This window comes from Micromonospora sp. L31 (genome assembly GCF_052068075.1).
GTDB lineage: Bacteria > Actinomycetota > Actinomycetes > Mycobacteriales > Micromonosporaceae > Micromonospora > Micromonospora purpureochromogenes.
The window spans coordinates 41,444-61,953 of sequence record NZ_JBQHDC010000003.1; the positions used below are offsets into that span (position 1 = coordinate 41,444).

General features: G+C 71.9%; 16 protein-coding genes and 1 tRNA gene. 8 read left to right on the top strand and 9 right to left on the bottom strand.

Annotated features, from left to right (window positions below; translation table 11 throughout):
• Nucleotides 1-47: 47 nt before the first annotated feature.
• Nucleotides 48-992: a homoserine kinase gene (gene thrB, locus ACTMS9_RS09775; protein WP_441142941.1), complete on the bottom strand. Its 945-nt coding sequence runs from the start codon at nucleotides 990-992 to the stop codon at nucleotides 48-50.
• Between the two features lie 84 nt (nucleotides 993-1,076).
• Nucleotides 1,077-1,571, bottom strand: a complete 495-nt coding sequence (locus ACTMS9_RS09780; RefSeq protein WP_441164731.1) for a transposase — start codon at nucleotides 1,569-1,571, stop codon at nucleotides 1,077-1,079.
• A 185-nt stretch (nucleotides 1,572-1,756) separates the two neighbouring features.
• Between ACTMS9_RS09780 and ACTMS9_RS09785 the strand changes: the two genes are divergently transcribed.
• The gene (locus ACTMS9_RS09785) at nucleotides 1,757-2,047 is read left to right on the top strand and encodes a hypothetical protein (protein ID WP_441164732.1); all 291 of its coding nucleotides are present in this window, start codon (nucleotides 1,757-1,759) and stop codon (nucleotides 2,045-2,047) included.
• 65 nt (nucleotides 2,048-2,112) lie between these two features.
• Here the strand turns inward: ACTMS9_RS09785 and ACTMS9_RS09790 are convergent, their stop codons facing one another.
• From ACTMS9_RS09790 to argS, 7 genes are all read right to left on the bottom strand, one after another.
• Nucleotides 2,113-3,357, bottom strand: a complete 1,245-nt coding sequence (locus ACTMS9_RS09790) for an MFS transporter (RefSeq protein WP_441164733.1) — start codon at nucleotides 3,355-3,357, stop codon at nucleotides 2,113-2,115.
• Between the two features lie 23 nt (nucleotides 3,358-3,380).
• Nucleotides 3,381-4,193 (bottom strand): polysaccharide deacetylase family protein, encoded by an 813-nt coding sequence (locus ACTMS9_RS09795; protein WP_441142949.1) that lies wholly within the window; start codon nucleotides 4,191-4,193, stop codon nucleotides 3,381-3,383.
• 165 nt (nucleotides 4,194-4,358) lie between these two features.
• The gene (locus ACTMS9_RS09800) at nucleotides 4,359-7,628 is read right to left on the bottom strand and encodes an efflux RND transporter permease subunit (protein ID WP_441164964.1); all 3,270 of its coding nucleotides are present in this window, start codon (nucleotides 7,626-7,628) and stop codon (nucleotides 4,359-4,361) included.
• A gap of 196 nt (nucleotides 7,629-7,824) precedes the next feature.
• Nucleotides 7,825-8,874: a threonine synthase gene (gene thrC, locus ACTMS9_RS09805; protein ID WP_441142951.1), complete on the bottom strand. Its 1,050-nt coding sequence runs from the start codon at nucleotides 8,872-8,874 to the stop codon at nucleotides 7,825-7,827.
• Between the two features lie 106 nt (nucleotides 8,875-8,980).
• Nucleotides 8,981-10,294, bottom strand: coding sequence for a homoserine dehydrogenase (locus ACTMS9_RS09810; protein WP_441143990.1), 1,314 nt, complete (start codon nucleotides 10,292-10,294; stop codon nucleotides 8,981-8,983).
• Nucleotides 10,295-10,302: 8 nt separating this feature from the next.
• Nucleotides 10,303-11,688: a diaminopimelate decarboxylase gene (gene lysA, locus ACTMS9_RS09815; RefSeq protein ID WP_441164734.1), complete on the bottom strand. Its 1,386-nt coding sequence runs from the start codon at nucleotides 11,686-11,688 to the stop codon at nucleotides 10,303-10,305.
• A 6-nt stretch (nucleotides 11,689-11,694) separates the two neighbouring features.
• On the bottom strand, nucleotides 11,695-13,359 hold the full coding sequence (gene argS / locus ACTMS9_RS09820) for an arginine--tRNA ligase (RefSeq protein WP_441142955.1): 1,665 nt from the start codon (nucleotides 13,357-13,359) through the stop codon (nucleotides 11,695-11,697).
• 97 nt (nucleotides 13,360-13,456) lie between these two features.
• On the opposite strand from argS, the gene ACTMS9_RS09825 reads away from it, so the two are divergent.
• The 7 genes from ACTMS9_RS09825 to ACTMS9_RS09855 all read left to right on the top strand — a co-directional run bounded on the left by ACTMS9_RS09825 (nucleotide 13,457) and on the right by ACTMS9_RS09855 (nucleotide 20,423).
• Complete coding sequence (locus tag ACTMS9_RS09825; protein ID WP_441142957.1) at nucleotides 13,457-14,254, top strand: DUF3105 domain-containing protein; 798 nt, start codon at nucleotides 13,457-13,459, stop codon at nucleotides 14,252-14,254.
• Nucleotides 14,255-14,262: 8 nt separating this feature from the next.
• On the top strand, nucleotides 14,263-14,931 hold the full coding sequence (locus ACTMS9_RS09830) for a DUF305 domain-containing protein (RefSeq protein ID WP_441142959.1): 669 nt from the start codon (nucleotides 14,263-14,265) through the stop codon (nucleotides 14,929-14,931).
• Nucleotides 14,932-15,121: 190 nt separating this feature from the next.
• Nucleotides 15,122-15,817, top strand: coding sequence for a winged helix-turn-helix domain-containing protein (locus ACTMS9_RS09835; protein WP_357914918.1), 696 nt, complete (start codon nucleotides 15,122-15,124; stop codon nucleotides 15,815-15,817).
• Between the two features lie 161 nt (nucleotides 15,818-15,978).
• A tRNA-Arg gene (locus ACTMS9_RS09840) sits at nucleotides 15,979-16,050 on the top strand.
• A 379-nt stretch (nucleotides 16,051-16,429) separates the two neighbouring features.
• Nucleotides 16,430-17,977: a multiple monosaccharide ABC transporter ATP-binding protein gene (gene mmsA / locus ACTMS9_RS09845; protein ID WP_441164735.1), complete on the top strand. Its 1,548-nt coding sequence runs from the start codon at nucleotides 16,430-16,432 to the stop codon at nucleotides 17,975-17,977.
• On the top strand, nucleotides 17,974-19,272 hold the full coding sequence (gene mmsB / locus ACTMS9_RS09850; RefSeq protein WP_441164737.1) for a multiple monosaccharide ABC transporter permease: 1,299 nt from the start codon (nucleotides 17,974-17,976) through the stop codon (nucleotides 19,270-19,272). The genes mmsA and mmsB overlap by 4 nt, the downstream gene beginning before the upstream one ends.
• Before the next feature lie 50 nt (nucleotides 19,273-19,322).
• Entirely contained in the window at nucleotides 19,323-20,423 is a 1,101-nt protein-coding gene (locus ACTMS9_RS09855) for a substrate-binding domain-containing protein (protein ID WP_280835974.1), read from the top strand.
• The last annotated feature ends 87 nt before the right edge of the window (nucleotides 20,424-20,510 follow it).

Consider the following 20,510-nt stretch of genomic DNA (forward strand, 5'->3'; position numbering starts at 1 on the left):
CGCAGGGAGATCGCATGCTTCGCGGCTGTGCTAAGTCTAGAGCGTAATCAACTCTTCCGACCTGCGGCAACAGGGTCCCGCTCGGCGTGTCCCAGTCTACCCCGCGCGACCGTTGCGCCGCGCACCTCTACCGACAACCGCCAGACCTGCCAGTCTGTTCCCGCCTGGAAGCCGCTCGGCGGCTCGCCCAGCGCCAGCACCGTCGGCCCCGCCCCACTGACCACAGCCGCCACATCCGCCGCACGCAACGCGTTGACCAGGGCCGCCGTCCCCGGCATCCCGGGCGCGCGGTAGTCCTGGTGCAGCCGGTCGACGGTCGCCGGCAGCAGCAACGCCGGCTCGGCGGTCAGGGCGTGCACCAGCAGCGCCGCCCGGCCGGCGTTCTGCGCGGCGTCGGCGTGCGGAACGGTCACCGGCAGCGCCGCCCGGGCGGTCGCGGTCAGCCCGCGCTCGGCCGGGACGAAGACGGTGGGCCGGATCCCCCCGGCGACGGGCAGCGACACCGCCCGCGCGCCGCCGGGCTCCGTCCAGGCCACGGTGAAGCCGCCCAGCAGGCAGGGGGCCACGTTGTCCGGATGGCCCTCGATCTCGGCGGTCAGCCGGAGCACCGCGTCGTCGTCGAGTCGCTCCGGCCCGTCGGTGACCAGCGCGCGGGCCAGCAGCACCCCGGCCACGATCGCCGCCGAGGAGGAGCCCAGGCCACGGGCCTGCGGGATCCGGTTGACGCACTCCAGCGCCAGCCCCGGCGGCTGACCGCCGAGCACGTCGAAGGTGGCGCGCATGGCGCGGGCCACCAGGTGCTGGTCGTCCGCCGGCAGCTCACCGGCGCCCTCGCCGGTCACCGACACTCGTACGCCGCCCGAGGTCACCTCGGCCGCCACGTCGTCGTACAGCCCGAGGGCGAGGCCCAGCGCGTCGAAGCCCGGGCCCAGGTTGGCGCTGGTGGCGGGGACCCGGACGCGGACCGGCCCGGAGGCGAAAGTCAACGGCACCGGCTCATGCTAGGGCCCGGGACCGACGTGGCGGGGTTCCGCCCGGAGCGTGGGAACTGATCTTTTCCGCTAGTGCGGTGTCCACTAACGTTCACTGGGTGTCCGGTGGGTGTTGTGGATCCTCGCCGGGTGGGCGAGCGACTCCCCACCGGGTGGTGGGGCGGGCATCCGCGGGCCAACTGATCCTCGCGCCACCCATGCTGGGCGCCGCGGGTCACGTCGGGACCGTCCGGCACCGGGGAGGTGCCGGCCGGCTCGACGGTGCGTGACCACCTGCGGCAGCACGACGGCTGTCGGGGTGGTGGGTCCGCCGCCCGGGGTTCGGGTGGCGATGCTGGCGGCCGCGACGAGGTCGCGGTGCCCGGAGAACGCGCAGTGCGGGCAGGACAGGGTCCGCCCGCGGGGTTTCGGTACCCGGCGGGCGCAGGCCGGGCAGGTGGAGGAGGTGCCGCGTTCGTCGACCAGCCGGACGGTGATGCCGGCGAGGGTGGCCTTGTCGGTGAGGACCTGCAGGAGCCGGCCGATCTGCCACTGCCGCAACCGCAGGTTGTGCCGCCGCCCCGCGGAAAGATCCAGCACGCCCCGTGGGTCACCGACATGCAGCACACCGACCCGCTGCCGCACCGCCCACGAAACGACGCTGCGGGCGGCCTCGTGCTGGGCTTGACGGACCCTACGCCGGTGCCGGCCCTCGACTAGGCGTGCCCGACGCCGGTACTGCCGCCACCGCCGCGACCCCTTCTGGCCCGGCTTCGGTGCCCGGCGTGAGACGCCTCCGCTCGATCGACGGTGGCGGCGAATTCCGCCGGTTCAAACTGTTCAGCATCGCGGTGAGCGTGGTGGCGTGGATCGGGTACCCGGTCGGCACCGGCCTGCTCGTCGCCGCCGTGCTCGCCGGCCGGCCGGTCACCGCTCCGACCGTCGACTGGGGCGCCTGGACGCCGCCGGCCGGGGACGACGCGGGGCACGCCGACCCCGGCCCGCCGTCACCGGCCCCCGCCGCCACGCAGTGGGGCGTGACCGACCTCCCCGCGCCCCCGCCCGACCGCACCTGATCCGCCGGGTGACGCCGGCCGCCACGGGGCGGTCGGCGGCCGTCGGGAGGGTGGGCCGGTGGTTGTCAGGAAGCCGGCGCCGGCGCCGCCTCCGTGGCCGGGTCGGACAGCGAGAGGCGACGGGTGGCGATCCGCCAGCCCACCGCGTAGACCAGCGTCACCAGGCCGCAGCCGGCGAGCACCACCCGCTCGTCGACCAGGTCCACCACCGAGGCCACCACCAGCTGGCTGACCGAGATGGCCAGCGTCGCCAGCATCATGTCGGTGGCGAAGACCCGACCGCGCAGCCGGTCCGGCACCTCGCCCTGGAGGGCGAAGTTCGACAGCACCCAGTTGCTGCCGCCGCCGAAGTGGGCCACGAAGACCAGGACCAGCACCAGCGGGAACCAGCCGACCACCGAGGTGCCCAGGTAGGCCAGGCCGTACAGGGACATCGACGCGGCCAGGCCGGGCAGCAGCCAGGCCCGGTTGGTGAGCACCCGGCGCATCAGGATCGGCCCGACCAGCGCCCCCGCGCCCCGGAACGCGAAGAGCAGCCCGGCGCCGACCGGGCCGACGCCGTACACGCCGGCGAGCAACGGGAAGACGGTCAGCACGCCGTTGCCCAGCCCGACCGCCGACTTGACCGTGACCAGCGCCAGCACCCGCGGCCGGTGCCCGATGTAGCCCAGCGCCTCCCGGATCGCCGCCCAGGTGCGCGGCGTCGGCAGGTCGGCGTCCCGGGGGGCCTGCAGGGGCCGGCGGATCAGCGCGGCCAGGCCCGCGGCCAGCGCCAGGCCGACCGCTGCCACCCAGAAGCAGGCGTACGGCCCGGCCGCCGCGCTCAGCACGCCGCCGAGCGAGGCGCCGACCACGGTCATCGTGCCCCAGGCGGAGCCGGCGATCGCGTTGCCGGCGGCCAGTTCGTCCGGGTCGAGCACATTGGGCAGGGCGGCCTGCGCGGCCGGCGAGTAGAACGCCTTCGCCACCGCCACCGCGGCGATCGCCAGCATGGCCAGCCAGGCGGTACCGGCGCTGCGCACGCCGAGCAGGAGCAGCACCCCGAGCAGGGCGGCGACGTTCGCCACCATCATGATCTTCTTGCGGTCGAACCGGTCGGCGATTGTTCCCGTGTACGGCAGCAGCAGCGCGACCACCCCGGTGTCCAGGGCGAGCACCAGCGCGCCCCAGACGCCGCTGCCGGTCAGCTTCGGCAGGAGCACCAGCAGCGGCACCATGACGAACCAGTCGGCGCCGAAGACCACCAGCTCGGCCAGGAAGAGGTTGCGGAAGTTCCGGTTGCGGGTGAGGACCGAGAAGGTGGGCGACACGTGCCCGAACCTTACCCGGCCGCTCACACCGCGGCGGTGCGTCGCAACAGCTGGGAGACGGTGACGAAGGTGTAGCCGCGGTCCCGCAGCCCGTCGATCATCGCCGGCAGGCCGCGCAGCGCGACCTGGCGGCGTTCGGCCCCCACGTCGTGGGCGAGCAGGATGGTGCCCGGCACGACGTCGGCCACGATGCGCCGGGCGTGCCCCGCCGGGTCGTTCGGGAACTCGCCCTCGACCATCTGGAGCGACCAGAGCACCAGGCGGTAGTCGAGGCGTACGGCGGCGTGCAGGACCGCGCCGCCGAGGTGGCCGTACGGCGGCCGGGCCACCCGGGGCGGGCGGCCGGTGACGTCGGTGATGGCGTCGTGGGAGCGGCGCAGGTCGTCGTGGACCTCGGCGGCGTCCATCCGGGCCAGGTCCCGGTGCCGCCAGCTGTGGTTGCCCACCTCGTGCCGGCCCAGCCGGTCCCGGATCAGACCGGCGTGCCGGCGGACCCGCTGGCCGACCAGGAAGAAGGTGGCCGGCACGTCGTGCTCGTCGAGGGTGTCCAGCACCATCGGCGTCCACTGTGGCAGCGGGCCGTCGTCGAAGGTCAGCGCCACCGTCCGGTCCTCGGTCGGGACATGCCAGACCACCTCCAGCGCGCCACCGCCGACCTGCTGCCGGCGGTTGCCCACGGTGGCGCTGGCCGGCCCGCCGGCGAGCGGGAGCCGCCGGTCGGCGAGGTACGTGGTCTCGGACATCCCGACCGCACCGATCGCGGTGCCACCGGCCAGCAGCGCGCCGCCGCGCAGCACCGTCCGCCGTCCCCACCGCACGCCGTCCCCGCCCGCCATGCCGCGCCCCGCCCGTCTGGTCGTCCGAAGTGGATGATCGACAACCGACGGTAGGGGGCCGCCGCAACGCCGGCACAGGGCCAAGGTCACGGCGGGCTGTCGGAGTTTCGACAGCACAGCGCCCCGGCCGGTGGTACGGGCCGGGGGCGCTGTGCGTGGGTCGGACTACTCCTCGGTCGGCGGCAGCGGCGAGCGCCGGGTCTTCGGCAGCCGCAGCACCTCGAACTGGTCCGTGCCGTCCAGCAGCGCGGCCGAGGGCGCCGGCCGGGCCGGCGATCCGGCGGCCGGCGTACCGGTGGCGGCGACCGCGGCCGGGACCGGCGCGTCGGTCTCGTCCCCGGCGGCGGCCGGCGCGGCCGGCTCGACCGGGGCCGGGCCGCCGGAGCGCCGGGCCCGGCGGGCCCGCAGCGACTCCTTGGTGCGCTCCACCATGGTGTAGAGCGTCGGCACCAGCACCAGGGTCAGCAGCGTCGAGCTGAGCAGACCGCCGATCACCACCACGGCCAGCGGCTGGGAGATGAAGCCGCCCTCGCCGGTCAGCCCGAGGGCCATCGGCAGCAGCGCGAAGATGGTGGCGACCGCGGTCATCAGGATCGGACGCAGCCGCCGCCGGCCGCCCTCGACCACCGCCTCGGCCACGCCCATCCCCTGCGCCCGGTACTGGTTCACCAGGTCCAGCAGCACGATCGCGTTGGTCACCACGATGCCGACCAGCATGAGCACGCCGATCAGCGCCGGCACGCCCAGCGGGGTGCCGGTGACCAGCAGCAGGCCGATCGCGCCGGTCGCGGCGAACGGGATCGAGATCAGCAGGATCAGCGCCTGGGTGATGCTGCGGAAGGTCGCCACCATGATCAGGAAGACGATCGCGATCGCGGCCAGCACCGCCAGGCCCAGGTCGCCGAAGGCGTCCTCCTGCTCGGCGCTCGCGCCACCGACGGTCACCGTCGCGCCGGGCACGTCGATGTCGTCGATCCGCTTCCGCAGCTCCTGGGTGATCGCTCCCAGGTTGGAGCCGGTGGCGGTGCCGGTGACGGACACGCTGCGCTCGCCGTCGATCCGGGTGACCTGCTGCGGTCCCTCGCCCTGGGTGACGTCCGCGATGTCGTCCAGCTTGACCGGGCCGACGGGAAGGGCCCGCAACTGCTCCACGGTCCTCGGCGGGGTGGCCGAGGTCCGCAGCACCACGTCCTGCTGACCGCCGTCCAGGGTCACCCGCCCCAGCGGGGCACCCCGGTACGCCTGCGACACCAGCTGCCCGACCGCCGCCTCGCTCAGCCCGACCCGGGCCGCGGCGAGCCGGTCGACGCTGACGTCGACCTGGGGCACGCGCGTCGCCAGGCTGGTCGAGACGTCCTCGACGTCCGGCGTGCCGGCCATCGCCGCGCGAGCCTCCTCGGCGGCCCTGGCCAGCGTCTCCTGGTCGGCGGCCTGGACGACCAGCTCCAGCTGGTCACCCTGGCCCTGGCCGAAGGTGAGCTCGCCGACCTCGGCACCGAGGGCGTCGAACTTCTCCCGCAGGATCTCCTTCATCTCCTTGGCGTCGGTGTCGCCGTCGAGCGCCACCGACCAGCGGGCGGTGTTGTTGCCCCCGCCGGCCAGCCACGGCTGGTCGCTGCCGCCCGCCGTGACCTGGTACGTCTCGACGCCGTCGGTCCGGCCGAGCACCTCCTCGACCCGGCGGGCCGCCTGGTCGGTGGCGGCCAGTCCGGCGCCCGCCGGCAGCTCCTGGGTGATGTTCAGGGTGTCCTGGCCGGAGTCGTCCAGGAAGTTGGTCTCCAGCTTCTGGGCGAGGCCGAACGTGCCGAGCAGCACCAGCAGCCCCACCGCGACGGTGATCCAGCGGGTCCCGCGGGTGCGGGTGGCGAACCCGATCGTCGGCAGGTACGCCCGCTGCAACGGGCTGCGCAGCTCCTTCTCCTCGGCGGCCCGGCGCACCTCGGCGTCGTCCGCCCCGGCCCGGCGCGGCGTGAGGAACCAGTACGCCAGCACCGGGATCACGGTCAGCGAGACCAGCAGCGAGGCGAGCAGGGCCACCGTCACGGTGATCGCGAACGGCGCGAAGAGCTGCCCGACGAAGCCGCCCACCAGCGCGATCGGGGCGAACACCGCGACCGTGGTGAGGGTCGACGCGGTCACCGCGCCGGCCACCTCGCGGACCGCGGTGACGATCGCGTCCCGCTTGGGTTCGCCGTACTCCAGGTGGCGTTTGATGTTCTCCAGCACCACGATCGAGCCGTCGACCACCCGGCCCACGGCGATGGTGAGCGCGCCGAGGGTGAGCAGGTTGAGCGAGTAGTCGCCGACCCAGAGCGCGAGCAGCGCCACCACCACCGACAGCGGGATGGAGACCGCGGTGACCAGGGTGGAGCGCACCGACAGCAGGAAGACCAGGATCACCACCACGGCCATGAGCAGGCCGAGCAGGCCCTCGGTGGTCAGGCTCTCGATGGACTTCTCGACGAACGGCGCCTGGTCGAAGACGACGGTCAGCTCGGCGCCGGAGGTGGAGCGCAGCGCGTCGAGCCGGTCCCGGATCTCGTGCGAGATGCGTACGGCGTTGCCGTCCGGGGCGGCGATCACCTGGACGCCGAGGCTCTCGATGCCGTTGGTGCGGGTGATCGCGGTGGCCGGGGCGAGCTGCTGCTGCACGGCGGCCACGTCACCGAGGCGGACCGGCGGCGCCTTGGGCACGCTCGGGGTGAGCACGATGCCGCGCAGGTCGTCCAGGGTGGTGATCGGGGCGCCGACCTGCACCGGGAGCGCCCGGGTGCCGTCGGTGACCGCGCCGGCCGGCACGGAGATGCCGTTGGTCTTCAGCGCCGTCGGAATGGCGGTCGGGGCCAGCTTCTTGGCGGCGAACTTCGCCGGGTCCGGCGTGATCGTCACGACCTGGTCGCGAGTGCCGGTCACCTCGACGGTACGGACGCCGTCGATCCCCTCCAGCTCTCCTACGACGGTGCTGCGCAGCTTCTCCGCCAGCGCCCGCTCGTCGCCGCCGCCGCTGGCGGCGAGCACCACCGCGGGCAGGTCGTCGGTGCTCCCGGTGAGGACCTGCGGGTCCACCTCCGCGGGGAGCTGCGCGTCGATCCGGCCCAGCGCGGTCTGCATCTTGTTGGCCGCGTCGTCGACGTCGGTGCCGAACTCGAACTGCACCGAGACGGTCGCCGAACCCTCCCGCGAGGTGGAGGTGACCTTCTCCAGCCCGGGCAGGCCCTGGAGGCTGTTCTCGATCGGCTCGGTGACCTGGGACTCGACGATCTCCGGCCCGGCGCCGGGGTAGACCGCCACGACGAACGCGCCGGGGAACTCCAGCGACGGAAGCAGCTGCTGCTTGAGCGAGGGGACGGCGAACGCCCCGAACGCCGCGGTCACCACCGCGATCAGGGCGACCAGTCCCCGGTTGGCGAGGCTGGATCGGGCGAGCAGCGACATCAGCGGACTCACTCCTGCAGGAGGTCGACGGGGTGACCAGAGTGTGCCCGATTCACTTTCCCCCACCCCCACCGGCCCACCGCCGCCCCCACCCACCGGCACCCCGCTCGTTGATCATGAAGTTACCGCCCGGGAAAGCGTTTCAGGCTGCCAACTTCATGATCAACGCTCGACCCCGTCGGAGCGGGGACCGGGGTCAGGCGAGGTCGAGGGAGCGGGCGGCGGCGAGGGGGTCGTTGGCGATGGTGACCGGGGCGGGGGCGGTGGAGATGGCCCACTCCGGGTCCTTGAGGCCGTGGCCGGTGACCGTGCAGACGACCGTGGAACCGGGCGGGACCCGGCCCGCCGCGGCCTGCTGGAGCAGGCCGGCCACGCTGGCCGCGCTGCCCAGCTCGACGAAGACGCCCACCTCCCGGGCGAGCAGCCGGTACGCCGACAGGATCTCCCGGTCGGTGACCGCCGCGATCAGGCCCTGCGAGGCGTCCCGGGCGTCGACCGCCTTCGTCCAGCTCGCCGGGTTGCCGATCCGGATGGCGGTGGCGATCGTGGACGGCTCGTGCACCACCTGGCCGGTCACGATCGGCGCGGCGCCGGCGGCCTGGAAGCCGTACATCTTCGGGGCCCGGGTGGCGTTGCCGGCGGCCAGGTCCTCGCCGTAGCCCATCCAGTACGCGGAGATGTTGCCGGCGTTGCCGACCGGCAGGCAGTGGATGTCGGGGGCGTCGCCGAGCGCCTCGACGATCTCGAAGGCGGCGGTCTTCTGACCGTGCAGCCGATCGGGGTTCACCGAGTTGACCAGCGCCACCGGGAAGTCCTGGGCGAGCTTCGCGGCCAGCGACAGGCAATCGTCGAAGTTGCCGTGGACCTGGAGCAGCTTCGCCCCGTGCACCAGCGCCTGGGCCAGCTTGCCCAGCGCGATCTTGCCCTGCGGCACGAGCACCGCGCAGGTGATCCCGGCCCGGGCCGCGTACGCCGCGGCGGAGGCGCTGGTGTTGCCGGTGGAGGCGCAGATGATCACCTTGTCGCCCGCCTCGACCGCCTTGGACACCGCGACGGTCATGCCGCGGTCCTTGAACGAGCCGGTCGGGTTGGCCCCCTCGACCTTCAGGTGCACGTCACAGCCGAGCCGGGCGGAGAGCACCGGCGCGGGCAGCAGCGGGGTGTTCCCCTCGTGCAGGGTGACGACGGGGGTGGCGTCGGTGACCGGCAGCCGGTCCCGGTACGTCTCGATCAGACCCCGCCACATGTCGCTCTCCTCGCCTCGCCCCGTTCCTTCGGGGGTGCCTCAAGCCTGGACCAACCGACCGGGGTGGCGACCGGCGCACCCGCCGCCACCCACCAGACGGGACGCCCTACTGCCCGCCCTCCACCCGCAGCACGCTGGTCACCGATCCGACGATGTCCAGCCCGCGCAGCTCGCGTACGGTCGCGGCGAGCGCCGCGTCCGGCGCGACGTGGGTGACGATGACCAGCTCGGCGTCGGAGCCCCGACCGGCCGGCCCGCCGCCCGCCGGGCCCTGCCGCACGGTGGCGATGGAGACCTCGTGCCGGGCGAACACCCCGGCCACCGCCTCCAGCACACCCGGACGGTCGGCCACGTCGAGGCTGATGTGGTAGCGGGTCAGCGCCTCCCCCATCGGCCGCACCGCCAGGTCGGCGTACGCGGACTCGCTGGCCGCCCGCGCCCCGGCGAGCCGGTTACGGGCCACCGCCACCACGTCGCCGAGGACAGCGCTGGCCGTCGGCGCGCCACCGGCGCCCCGGCCGTAGAACATCAGCTGCCCGGCCGCCTCGGCCTCGACGAAGACCGCGTTGAACGCGTCGCCGACGCTGGCCAGCGGGTGGGTCAGCGGGATCATCGCCGGGTGCACCCGCACGCTGACCGTCTCCCGGCCGGCGGCGTCGGCGCCCCGGGCCGCGATGCAGAGCAGCTTGATCGTGCAGCCCATCGCCCGGGCGCTGGCCACGTCCGCGGCGGTCACCTCGGTGATCCCCTCGCGGTGCACGTCGGCGGCGGTGACCCGGGTGTGGAACGCCAGCGAGGCGAGGATGGCGGCCTTGGCGGCGGCGTCGAAGCCCTCCACGTCGGCGGTGGGGTCCGCTTCGGCGTACCCGAGCTCGGTGGCCTCCTCCAGCGCCTCGGCGAAGCCGGCGCCGGTGGCGTCCATCGCCGAGAGGATGAAGTTGGTGGTGCCGTTGACGATGCCGGTGACCCGGTTGATCCGGTCCCCGTGCAGCGAGTCGCGCAGCGGGCGCAGCAGCGGGATCGCCCCCGCCACCGAGGCCTCGTAGTAGAGGTCGGCGCCGCCCTCGGCCGCCGCGTCGTGCAGGGCCGCGCCGTCCTCGGCGAGCAGCGCCTTGTTGGCGGTGACCACGCTCTTGCCGGCCCGCAGCGCCTCGACCAGCCAGCCGCGCGCCGGCTCGATGCCGCCGACCACCTCGACCACCACGTCGACGTCGTCGCGCTTGATCAGCCCGAGCGGGTCGGTGGTGAACAGCGCCGGGTCGACCGGCAGGTCACCGCGGTCGCGCCCGACCCGGCGTACGGCGATGCCGGCGATCTCCAACGGGGCGCCGATCCGGGCGGCGAGGTCCGCCGACTGCTGGTGCAGCAACCGGACCACCTCGCTGCCCACGGTCCCGCAGCCGAGCAGCGCCAAACGCACAGGTGACGTCATCCCACATCCAAAGCGAGCAGGTCCTCTTCGGTCTCCCGCCGGACGATCAGCCGGGCCCGGCCGTCCCGCACCGCGACCACCGGGGGGCGGGGCACGTGGTTGTAGTTGCTGGCCATGCTGCGGCAGTACGCACCCGTGCCGGGCACCGCGACAAGATCTCCGGGCTGCACGTCGGCGGGCAGGAATTCATCCTTCACCACGATGTCCCCGGACTCACAGTGCTTTCCCACCACGCGGGCGAGCATCGGTTCGGCCACCGACGCCCGGTTCGCCATCGTGGCCGAGTACGAGGCGTCGTAGAGCGCGGTGCGGATGTTGTCGCTCATCCCGCCGTCGACGCTGACGTAGGTGCGGATCCCGTCGACGTCCTTGACCGTGCCCACCTCGTACAGGGTGAAGACCGCCGGGCCGACGATCGCCCGACCGGGCTCGATCGACAGGTGCGGCACGGCCAGTCGCTCGGCCGCGCACTCGCCGTCGACGATCTTGCGCAGCCGCTTGGCCAGTTCCTGCGGCGAGGCCGGGTCGTCCTGGGTGGTGTACGCGATGCCGAAGCCGCCGCCGAGGTCCAGCTCGGGCAGCTCCACCCCGCGGGCGTCGCGGATCTGCGCCTGCAGGGCGAGCACCCGGCGGGCGGAGACCTCGAAGCCGCTGGCGTCGAAGATCTGCGACCCGATGTGCGAGTGCAGGCCGCGCAGGTCGAGCACGCCCTCGTCGAGCACCTTGAAGGCGGCCGCCGCGGCCGCCCCGCCGGCGAGCGAGAAGCCGAACTTCTGGTCCTCGTGCGCGGTGGCGATGAACTCGTGGGTGTGCGCCTCGACGCCGACGGTGACCCGGATCAGCACGCCGGGGCGTACCCCGCGCTCGCGGGCCAGCGCGGTGAGCCGGTCGATCTCGGTGAACGAGTCGAGGATGATCCGGCCCACCCCGGCGTCCAGCGCCCGGGTCAGCTCGGCCACGGACTTGTTGTTGCCGTGGAAGCCGATCCGCTCCGGCGGCATCCCCGCCGACAGCGCGGTGGCCAGCTCGCCGCCGGTGCAGACGTCGAGGTGCAGGCCCTCCTCGGCGATCATGCGGACCACGGCGCGGCAGAGGAACGCCTTGCCCGCGTAGTAGACGTCGACGTCCTGGAAGGCGGCGCGGAAGTCGCGGCAGCGCGACCGCAGGTCGTCCTCGTCGAGGACGTACAGCGGGGTGCCGTACTCGGCGGCGATGTCGTGGATGCCCAGGCCGGCGACGGCGAGCGCGCCGTCGTCGGCGCGCGTCACGTTGCGCGGCCACAGCTGCGGCACCAGGGCGTTGACGTCGACCGGGGTACGCAGCCACGCCGGCTCCCGGCTGCCGATATCGCCGTGCATGGCACCGGCCTCATGTGCGCGCACAGGTGCTCACATCCTCTCCGGAGCGGTGACGCCGAGCAGGTGCAGGCCGTTGGCGATGACCACCCGGGTCGCGTCGTTGAGCCAGAGCCGGGCCCGGTGCAGGTCGGTGACCTCCTCGTCACCGCGCGGCAGGATCCGGCAGTTGTCGTAGAACCGGTGGTACGCCCCGGCCAGCTCCTCCAGGTAGCGGGCCACCCGGTGCGGCCCCCGCAGCTCGGCGGCGGTGGCCACCACGGCGGGGAACTCGGCGAGCGCCTTGAGCAGCTCGTTCTCCTTCTCGTGCCCGAGCAGCTCGGCCCGGAAGCCGGCGGCGTCACCGCGGGTCAGCCCGACCTCGGCGGCGTTGCGCCCGACGCTGGCCGTCCGGGCGGCGACGTACTGCACGTAGTAGACCGGGTTGTCGCGGGTGGCCCGGGTCCACAGCTCGACGTCGATGTCGATCGGCGAGTCGCTGGAGTAGCGGGCGAGCGCGTACCGGGAGGCGTCCACGCCGATCGCGTCGACCAGGTCCTCGAGGGTGACCACGGTGCCGGCCCGCTTGCTCATCCGCACCGGGGCACCCTCGCGGACCAGGTTGACCAGCTGGCCGATGAGGATCTCCAGGTTGCGGTCCGGGTCGTCGCCGAAGCAGGCCGCCATCGCCTTCATCCGGCCGATGTAGCCGTGGTGGTCGGCGCCGAGCATGATCACGACCCGCTCGAAGCCGCGCTCGCGCTTGTCCAGGTAGTAGGCGCAGTCGGCGGCGAAGTAGGTCCACTCGCCGTTGGACTTGCGCAGCACCCGGTCCTTGTCGTCGCCGAAGTCGGTGGTCCGCAGCCAGGTGGCACCGCCGGCCTCGAAGAGGTGGCCCTGCTCGCGCAGCCGCTCCAGGGCGAGGTCCAGCTCGCCCCGGTCGTGCAGGTCCTTCTCGTTGAAGTAGGTGTCGAACTCCACCCCGAAGGCGCGCAGCGAGGACTTGATCTCGGCGAACATCAGCGCGACGCCCTCGACCCGGAAGACCTCCTGGGCGGCGGCGTCGTCCAGCTCCAGCACGTCCGGCCGGACGGCGCGGACCTGCTCGGCGATCTCGGCGATGTACGCGCCGCCGTACCCGTCCTCGGGGGCCGGCTCGCCCTTCGCGGCGGCGAGCAGCGACCGGGCGAACCGGTCGATCTGGGACCCGGCGTCGTTGAAGTAGTACTCGGTGCCCACGTCGGCGCCCGTGGCGCGGAGCAGCCGGCTCAGCGCGTCGCCGACGGCCGCCCAGCGGACGCCGCCGATGTGCACCGGGCCGGTGGGGTTGGCCGAGACGAACTCGAGGTTGATCTTCTGGCCGGCGAGGGCGTCGCTGCGGCCGTACTCCGCGCCGGCCTCGACGATCGACCGGGCGAGCTGGCCCGCGGCGGCGGCGTCGAGCCGGATGTTGAGGAAGCCGGGGCCGGCGATCTCCACGGACTTGACGCCGGGGGCGCGGCCGAGCTGGTCGGCCAGCGCGGCGGCCAGCTCCCGCGGCGGGACCCCCACCTTCTTGCTGAGCTGCAGCGCCAGCGTCGAGGCGTAGTCGCCGTGCTCGGGGTTACGGGGTCGCTCCACCGCCGTCCGCGCCGGGAGCGCGGCCGGGTCCAGGCCCCGCTCGGTGAAGACGGCGTGGGCTGCGGAGAGGACGACCTCGGCGAGTTCTGCGGGAGTCACCGAACCATGTTATCGGGGGTAGACTCGGGCACTCGGCGGCGACCCTGCGCGTCACCCGGCCCGCCAATCCCCTGACCGACCGACCTGACGAGGCACCATGAGCATCAGCACCCCGGGCGGCCCGGAGCGCCGTCCGACCGTGGTCAGCACCGGCAAGAAGCCGGCGGCTGGCCGGCCCGCGTCCGGCGCCAAGCCCGGGGCCGGCAAGTCGGCGGGCTCCCCCCGCCCGACCTCGGGTGGCAAGGGCCCCCGCAAGCCGATCACGCCGGTCAAGGTGAGCCAGGGCCGGCCCTGGGGCCCGATCGCGCTCTTCGTGGCCGTCGGCGTGCTCGCCGCGGCGATCATCGGGTACGGCGCGTACGCGGCCTTCCAGGGCTCCAAGCCGTGGGAGAAGCGGGCCGCCGACATCGACGGCATCGTCGACTTCCGGAAGAAGGACGCCAAGCTCGTCCAGGGCGGCCAGCACCAGCAGGGCCCGATCAAGTACGACGTCAACCCGCCGGTCGCGGGCCCGCACAACGCGGCCTGGCAGAACTGCATGGGTGACGTCTACGACGCCCCGATCGCCAGCGAGCACGCGGTGCACAGCATGGAGCACGGCGCGGTCTGGATCACGTACCGCTCCGACCTGCCGGCCGACCAGGTGACGAAGCTGAAGAGCAAGGTCCAGGGCAAGGAGAAGCTGATGCTCAGCCCGTTCGACGGGCTGGACAAGCCGATCTCGCTGCAGGCCTGGGGCTACCAGCTCAAGGTCGACAACGCCGACGACGGCCGGATCGACGACTTCATCAAGACCCTGCGCGTCAACGCCTCGGTCGAGGGCCCGAACGCCAACTGCGGCCAGGGCATCACGGCCACCGGCACCACCCCGCGCGACCCGCAGCCCACCCAGTAAGGACGGCCATGACCGCTCCCGTGACGACGGCCAGCGCACCCGACGAGGCCCCGGTCACCGACGACGGTGGCCGGCGGTCCGCGCGCCGCTACGGCGTCCTCGCGCTGACCGCCGCCGTCGTGGTCGGTCTCCTCCTCGGGTACGCCGGCGGCCTGCTGACGCCGAGCCTCACCCGACCGGGTGACAGCTCGGCCGAGGCGGGCTTCGCCCGGGACATGACCAGCCATCACGCCCAGGCGGTGGAGATGGGCCTGATCGCCTTCCAGAAGGGCAGCGACCCGGAGGTACGCCAGGTCGGCGGCGACATCGCCACCGGTCAGCAGGGCGAGATCGGCACCATGCAGACCTGGCTGCGGTCGTGGGGGCTGGACCCGACCGGCTCCGAGCCGGCGATGGCCTGGATGCCGGACGGCCGGGAGAGCCTCCGGGACGGGCTGATGCCCGGCATGGCGACGCCGCAGGAGATGGCGCAGCTGCGCGCGGCGCAGGGACACGACCTCGACGTGCTCTTCCTGCGCATGATGATCAAGCACCACCTGGGTGGGATCCACATGATCCAGGGCATCCTCGACCACGGCGGGGACGACGACGTGCTCAAGGTCGCGCAGACCATGAAGAACACCCAGCAGACGGACCTGGTCAACCTCCAGAACGCCCTCAAGCGCCTGGGCGGCTGATCCCGGCACCCGGCTCGACGGAGGCCCGCGTACCGCCTCGGCGGACGCGGGCCTCCGTCCGCTCCGACCCGCATGGGTGTCCCTTTACTCCCTTTTAGCGACCTTTGGCCGCTCCGACCGATTGCGGTCGTTGGAGACTTTTCTCCCCACATATCGTGACCAGTTGCGATTCGGGCTCGTTGCGCAGGACGTGGGGGTTGCACTGAGAGACGCGCGGCGTTCGGTCACCAGCTGGTGCCGGCGCCACACCATCGGCGGTGACGGAGCGGTGGCAGCCGTCCGTCGCGGACACCGGCAGGGCGAGCCCGGAACGCTCAGCCGCGAACAGGAACTCGAACTGATCGACGCCCTGCGGAGCGTCCACCCCGACGAGTTCGGGCTGGACGAGGAGCTGTGGACGCGACAGAGCCTGACCACGCTGATCCAGCGCCAGTTCGACCTGGCGATGGACGCCGGCACCGTCGGGGCGTACCTGCGGGCCTGGGGGTTGGGTCCGCGGGAGCCGCGGGAGCGGGCCTGCGGGCTCTGCGTCGGCGCGGTCGAGCGCTGGGTACGCAGCGAGTACCCGGCGATCACCCGGGCCGCCCAGGAGCACTCCGCGGAGGTCTACTGGATCGGCCGCGTACGCCTGCGCGGCACCATGCCGGCCGCGGACGTGATCTCCGCGGTGTCGTCCCGGGGCCGGGTCCGGTTCATGGTGACCACGCCCGGCGTGGACGCGCCGCTCCCCCGCGACTTCGTGCTGCGGCTCAGCGGCGCCGAGGAGCGCACCGTGCACCTGATCGTGGACGGCTCGTGGCCCAAGAACGAGTGGCCCCGACGCCTCCCCCGCCGCATCGTCCTGCACCCCCTCCCCAGCTGCGGCCGCGCCCTCGCCGCCGCCTGACCCCCCGGCTCTTTCGCGTTGATCATGAAGTTGTTGTCGGCGGACACGGTGTGTCGGGACAACAACTTCATGATCAACGCGGGATTCGAGGGACACGGAGGGGGCAGCGGGTACCGATTCGGTGTTCGGGACGGGGTTTGGTACTCTTCTCGGGTCGCTGAGCCCCCGTAGCTCAGGGGATAGAGCACCGCCCTCCGGAGGCGGGGGCGCAGGTTCGAATCCTGCCGGGGGCACACAACATCGCAGGAGCGGGCTCCGCGACAAGACGAACGAGGATTCCCCGGCGGGTACGCCGGGGAATTTTTCGTTTCCCGGATCGGCACTCACCCGCAGGTCGTGGCCCCGGCGACCAGGCGGCGGGGTGGACCGGCCCGGGCGGGAGACCGGCGCCACAGCCGCCGATGTCTACCGCGTCACCCGGCCGCCGAGGAACCAGACAGCCCCGCCAGCCGGGGCAGGGACCGGACTCCATATTGCCGGATTGTTACAACGGCCGGCCAACGGAAACTTGCGGATCGCCGTCGCGCGTGAATAAGTTGTGGTACGCAACAAAACCTCGTGAGGCCCGATCCAGCGAGAGGCATCCATGATGTTGGCGAGGTGCAGCAAGTCATGAGCGACGCGCCCATCCTCCTGGAAATGCGCTCCATCACCAAGGAGTTCCCGGGAGTCAAGGCCCTTTCCGACGTCAACCTCGTGGTTCGCGCCGGTGAGATCCACGCCATCTGCGGCGAGAACGGTGCGGGCAAGTCGACGCTGATGAAGGTGCTCAGCGGCGTCTACCCGTACGGCACGTACGACGGCGACATCATCTACCAGGGCGCCGAGACCCGCTTCTCCGACATTCGGGCGAGCGAGGCCGCCGGCATCGTGATCATCCACCAGGAGCTCGCGCTCATCCCGCACATGTCGATCACCGAGAACATCTTCCTCGGCAACGAGCCGCGCAAGCGGGGTGCGATCGACTGGAAGGCCGCGAACCGGATGGCCCTGGACCTGATGGCCCGGGTCGGTCTCCAGGAGGACCCGGACACCCTGATCAAGGACATCGGCGTCGGCAAGCAGCAGCTGGTGGAGATCGCCAAGGCGTTCGCCAAGGACGTCAAGCTGCTCATCCTGGACGAGCCCACCGCCGCGCTCAACGAGGCGGACTCGCGGCACCTGCTGGACTTGCTGCGCGGCTTCCGCTCGCGCGGCATCACCTCGATCATGATCTCGCACAAGCTGAACGAGATCGAGGCGATCGCGGACCAGATCACCATCCTGCGCGACGGCCGGACGGTGGAGACCCTGGACGTCCAGGCCGGGGCGGTCGACGAGGACCGGATCGTGCGGGGCATGGTCGGCCGCGAGCTGAGCAGCCGCTTCCCGGACCACACGCCCAAGATCGGCGAGGTCTTCTTCGAGGTCCGCGACTGGAACGTCCGGCACCCGATCTCGGCCGAGCGCCAGGTCTGCAAGAACGAGAGCTTCGTCGTACGCCGCGGCGAGATCGTCGGCTTCGCCGGCCTGATGGGCGCGGGCCGCACCGAGCTGGCGATGAGCGTCTTCGGCCGCTCCTACGGGGTGTACGAGTCGGGCACGATCATCAAGGACGGCAAGGAGATCGTGCTGAAGTCGGTGGCGGACGCGATCGCCCACGGGCTCGCGTACGTCAGCGAGGACCGCAAGGCGATCGGCCTCAACCTGCTCGACGACATCAAGGCGTCGACGGTGGCCGCCAAGCTGTCCAAGATCTCCCGGCACGGCGTCCTCGACGAGGTCGCGGAGTACAAGGCGGCCGAGTCGTACCGCCGGGAGCTGCGCACCAAGGCCCCGTCGGTCGACGAGGGCGTCTCCAAGCTCTCCGGCGGCAACCAGCAGAAGGTCGTCCTGGCGAAGTGGATGTTCACCGACCCCGACCTGCTGATCCTCGACGAGCCGACGCGCGGCATCGACGTGGGCGCCAAGTACGAGATCTACGGAATCATCCAGCGGCTCGCCGACCAGGGGAAGGGCGTCGTCGTCATCTCCTCGGAACTGCCTGAGCTGATCGGGCTCTGCGACCGCATCTACACCGTGTTCGAAGGAACCATCACCGGCGAGATCGCCCGTGAGGATGCGGACCCGGAGACCCTCATGAAGCAGATGACCTCTACGAAGAAGATGCAGACACGATGAGCCGATTGAAGGACCTGCAGAAGAACCTCTTCGGAGGCACCACTTCCAACGCCCGCCAGTTCGGGATGATCTTCACCCTGGTGGCGATCGTCGTCCTGTTCCAGATCTGGACGGACGGGCTGACCCTGCGGTCGGACAACCTGATCGCGCTGTTCCAGCAGAACTCGTACATCCTCATCCTGGCCATCGGCATGCTGATGGTGATCGTCGCCGGGCACATCGACCTCTCGGTCGGCTCGGTCGCCGCCATCACCGGCATCCTGGTGGCCAAGTCGATGGCGGAGTGGTCGCTGCCCTGGCCGGTCGCCATCCTCTACGGTCTCGCCATCGGCGCGATCATCGGCGCCTGGCAGGGCTTCTGGGTCGCCTACATCGGGGTGCCGGCGTTCATCGTCACCCTGGCGGGCATGCTGCTCTTCCGGGGCGGCAACCAGTTCATCGGCGACGCCAACACCATCCCGGTGCCGGAGGGCTTCCGGGTGATCGGCTCGGGCTTCCTGCCCGAGGTCGGCCCGAGCACGGGCTACAACAACCTGACCCTGCTGCTCGGCCTGGCCGCCTGCGTGGCCGTGGTGTGGCGGGAGCTGAAGTCCCGCAAGACCCGCCGGGAGATGGACGCCGACCCGGCACCGATGTGGATCTCGGTCCTCCGGATGGCCGTCATGGTCGGTGTGATCGTCTTCGCCTCGCTGCGCTTCGCCAGCGGCCGCGTCGGCACCAGCTTCCCGGTCTCCGGCATCATCCTGGTGGCGCTGGTGCTGGCGTACTCCTTCTACACCCGCAACACCGCCGGTGGCCGGCACATCTACGCGGTCGGCGGCAACTCGCGGGCGGCGGAGCTCTCCGGCGTCAAGCTCAAGCGGGTCAACTTCTTCGTCATGATGAACATGTCGGTCCTGGCCGCGCTGGCCGGCATGATCTTCGTGGCCCGTTCGGCGGCCTCCGGTCCGCAGGACGGCAACGGCTGGGAGCTGGACGCGATCGCCGCGGTCTTCATCGGCGGCGCGGCCGTCGCCGGCGGCATCGGCACCATCAGTGGCTCGATCGTCGGCGGTCTGGTCATGGCCGTGCTCAACAACGGCCTGCAGCTGAAGGGCGTCGGCAGCGACCAGGTCCAGATCATCAAGGGGCTGGTCCTGCTGCTGGCCGTCGCGCTCGACGTCTACAACAAGAAGCAGGGACGCTTCTCGATCATCGGCAGCCTCACCCGCTCGTTCCGCCGAGACGCACCCAGCACGCCCTCGTCTGCGTCGGAAGCGGAGCGCGAGCCCGCCAAGACCGCGGTGTCCGGCTGACGGCCACCGACCTCTCCCCTATCACCACTCCAGAAGGGCACTACCCTCTCATGCGCAATCTCCTTGCCAAGACGGTGGCCATCGGTGCCATCGCGACGCTGGCCCTGACCGGCTGCGGCTCCGGCCGTGACGGTGAGTCCGGCGGTGCCGGCGCCCCGACCAAGGGCTTCGCGGCCGACTCCCTGATCGGTGTCGCCCTGCCGTCGAAGACCTCGGAGAACTGGGTCCTCGCCGGTGACCTGTTCACCAACGGCCTGAAGGAGGCCGGCTTCAAGAGCGACGTGCAGTACGCCGGCGCGTCGACCACCGTTGCCGACCAGCAGGCGCAGATCACCGCCATGGTGACCAAGGGCGCCAAGGTCATCGTCATCGGCGCGACCGACGCCGCGCAGCTGTCGACCCAGGTCGCCGCGGCGCACCAGGCCGGCGTGAAGGTCATCGCGTACGACCGGCTGATCACCAACACCCCGGACCTCGACTACTACGTCGCCTTCGACAACTTCAAGGTCGGCCAGCTCCAGGGCCAGGCCCTGCTGGACGGCATGAAGGCCAAGAAGCCGAACGGCCCGTACAACATCGAGCTCTTCTCCGGCTCTCCGGACGACAACAACGCCGGTGTCTTCTTCAACGGCGCGATGAGCGTGCTCAAGCCGGAGATCGACAAGGGCAACCTCGTCGTCGCCTCGAAGCAGACCGACGTCAAGCAGACCGCCATCCAGGGCTGGAAGGCCGAGGGTGCGCAGGCCCGCATGGACCAGCTGCTGACCTCCGCCTACGGCAACAAGCAGCTGGACGGCGTCCTCTCCCCGAACGACACGCTGGCCCGCGCGATCATCACCTCGATCAAGGGTGCCGGCAAGCCGATCCCGGTCGTGACCGGTCAGGACTCCGAGGTCGAGTCGGTCAAGTCGATCATGGCTGGCGAGCAGTACATGACGATCAACAAGGACACCCGGAACCTGGTCAAGCAGACCATCGCGATGGTGAAGTCCCTCCAGGCCGGTGACAAGCCGGAGATCAACGACACCAAGTCGTACAACAACGGCAGCAAGGTCGTCGACACGTACCTGCTCCCGCCGGTCGCCGTGACCAAGGCGAACGCGGCCGAGGCGTACGCGAACGACCCGAAGCTGGCGCCGCTCACCAAGTAAGCACCAGCGGGTAGTCACGACGTCGGGTCCCGGAAGTCCGTTTCCGGGACCCTTCGTTGTACTCCCCGGCAGATACCCACAACAGAC